At 37.1% G+C, this 2,152-nt stretch carries 3 protein-coding genes; all 3 read right to left on the bottom strand.

Translation table 11 applies throughout. The features are described 5' to 3' along the window. Positions 1 to 315 precede the first annotated feature (315 nt). The 3 genes from JC606_RS22995 to JC606_RS22985 all read right to left on the bottom strand — a co-directional run bounded on the left by JC606_RS22995 (position 316) and on the right by JC606_RS22985 (position 1,894). Positions 316 to 621: a DUF6482 family protein gene (locus tag JC606_RS22995; protein ID WP_004739420.1), complete on the bottom strand. Its 306-nt coding sequence runs from the start codon at positions 619 to 621 to the stop codon at positions 316 to 318. Positions 622 to 942: 321 nt separating this feature from the next. Next, a complete protein-coding gene (locus JC606_RS22990; protein WP_198779527.1) occupies positions 943 to 1,089 on the bottom strand; it encodes a hypothetical protein in 147 nt (48 codons plus the stop codon). A gap of 415 nt (positions 1,090 to 1,504) precedes the next feature. Continuing rightward, on the bottom strand, positions 1,505 to 1,894 hold the full coding sequence (locus tag JC606_RS22985) for a hypothetical protein (RefSeq protein WP_198779526.1): 390 nt from the start codon (positions 1,892 to 1,894) through the stop codon (positions 1,505 to 1,507). Between the last annotated feature and the right edge of the window lie 258 nt (positions 1,895 to 2,152).

Here is a 2,152-nt window from a genome sequence, read left to right as displayed (position 1 = left end):
TTACCGATTAATCATTTGAGATGAAAGCTGAATGAATGCCACGGGTAAAAATTCAACCGGAGAAGTTCTTAGAGATTTCTGTGTTTGGTAATGCACTAATTTAGCTTCACACGGATAACTTTTCATAGTGAAAAAATGACTTAGTGAGTTGTCCATTATTGCTGGAAAAGATCATGAAACCAGAAAAGCCATCACGCATCACCACAAACACCGAAAAGACAGGATTGATGGCGATGACTTAAACCGATCTCAAGTTAATTAGTAAGGTGCGAGCCAACAAGCCTAAGTCGCACTTTCTACCCTTTCAATCTAAATTCAATAGAGCTCGTTATCTATCAACAACACTTCCAGCTCGTTAGTGTTATTCCTACTTGGCTGCCCAACCATTTCATCATAGGCACTTTGCTGGCGAAGCACCTGTTTGTTCGCTTTCAAGTTACGACATTGTTTTTGCAACTCCAATATCGAATGCGCCCTTAAAAAATTCCCTTTATCGTCAGTAACAAAGTGTTCTTTTCCGTCGACTACAACCGAGACTTGATACAAAGCGAGATCGAGAGAGTGGATGACAAGCTTGTCGAAATAGAAAAATTTTTCCAGTTTACTGAGTGGCATAGACATTAAGCACCTCCTTGACCCGTGGCTCTACGTCTGTCGTGATAAGATCGATCACAGAGTGAGAAATTTGCCTCTCTCATTCGTAGAAATCGGAAAACTAGTGAGAACTCCTGTGCAAACAATCGGATACTAACGTGGGTTTAATATCATCTATCGTTTTGTATAAGCTGAACCAAACATTGAAACACAATTTGAACACCCTGAATTTCCGACTGATTCATTCTCGACAACGACTAATGATGCACTTATTTGCACAGCCTTATTTCTAAGGTCATTACGACAATTTTGCAAGTTAGTTGACACTGTGACAAAATTCATACCGAATTAACACGATACTTCAGATACAAATTCATATTTATTTTCATCTGGACTTGTTTTACTAATCCTTACTTGTTCAGAACCAGAAACCATTTGTGAGCCAGTACATCCTACTAGCAATCCTGCACCAGCTGTAAATAATAATACTTTCATTTAAAACCTTATTAATAAGCCCATAGTATCATATGAACATTTTTCGCTTGTCTTATACCTCCGAAGAAATAACAACGGTTAGGAGATATTCCAATTATAAGCAAGGCATCATACATCCATTAGAGCGTTCCCGGACACGAACCATAAGGGAGTCGTTATCGGATAATCGCAAAGCATTTTCTGGCCAAAGCTTTTTAGCGCCATCATATTGATAATGTGCAATGCGTTAAAATTTTGTCAGAGAAGCATCTGGACAGAAAGCACTTAGGCTTTTTACCCTATTTCAACTATCAAGTATTGGAAAAGAACTAATTTGCAGTGCTGCAAAATGTAACTCACATGATTCAATACACTAGGTGCTTATCATTTCTATCGATTAGCAAGAAATTGGCAAATAATCTATAAGAGAAAGACTTTAGTTTATGATACGTGTGACTTCATAATTACCATTTAGGTAAATAACAGCAAAGTTACTGAATGATGTTCCTGTTGAAGTGTAAGGTTTAGCGGCAACGTTTCCGTCAGGCGTAGCAACAGTTGCAGTTACTTTAGTAACTAAGCAAACACCTCTTTCATCATCGGTCCATTGTTGGCCACTGTTTGCAACATATGTACTTTGTAAACAAACAGCAAAATCAACTCTTCCCGATACGTGAAACTGAGTGGAATTAGCAACGGTTACATATGGATAGCCCCAACTATCGGTGTTGTCATTGTAAGATAAGTTCCCTTCCTCAGCAGATGTTGCATATGCGGATATAAGCAATGAAAACACTGGAAATAACGATAATATTGTTTTTTTCATAATAACCTTCCTAATATATGCATAATAACCAGTCAATATTTATCATAAACAATAATTATTGACCTAATTGTTACGTGTTAATTAAAGGCATTTAAAAAGTAAATACAATGAAGCGCATATTTTTTTGTGATTTTAATGATATATGTAAGTTTATAAGCAATAAGAGTGGGTATCGACACGTACAATTTAAAGTTAGCGGTTTGCAAGGGCGTTGTTGCCTAAATCAGTTGAACCTTTTTCGAGTCCTGCGATCTGATC

The sequence above is a fragment of the Vibrio sp. IB15 genome (assembly GCF_016406055.1).
In the GTDB taxonomy this organism is placed as follows: domain Bacteria; phylum Pseudomonadota; class Gammaproteobacteria; order Enterobacterales; family Vibrionaceae; genus Vibrio; species Vibrio chagasii.
The sequence above is the reverse complement of the archived record's forward strand: the minus strand, read 5'-3'. Positions and strand labels throughout refer to the sequence as shown.

Excerpts from the sequence above, each read along its gene's own strand:
- JC606_RS22990 (WP_198779527.1), bottom strand. The coding sequence starts at position 1,089 with ATGAAAGTATTATTATTTACAGCTGGTGCAGGATTGCTAGTAGGATGT.
- JC606_RS22995 (WP_004739420.1), bottom strand. The coding sequence starts at position 621 with ATGTCTATGCCACTCAGTAAACTGGAAAAATTTTTCTATTTCGACAAG.
- JC606_RS22985 (WP_198779526.1), bottom strand. The coding sequence starts at position 1,894 with ATGAAAAAAACAATATTATCGTTATTTCCAGTGTTTTCATTGCTTATA.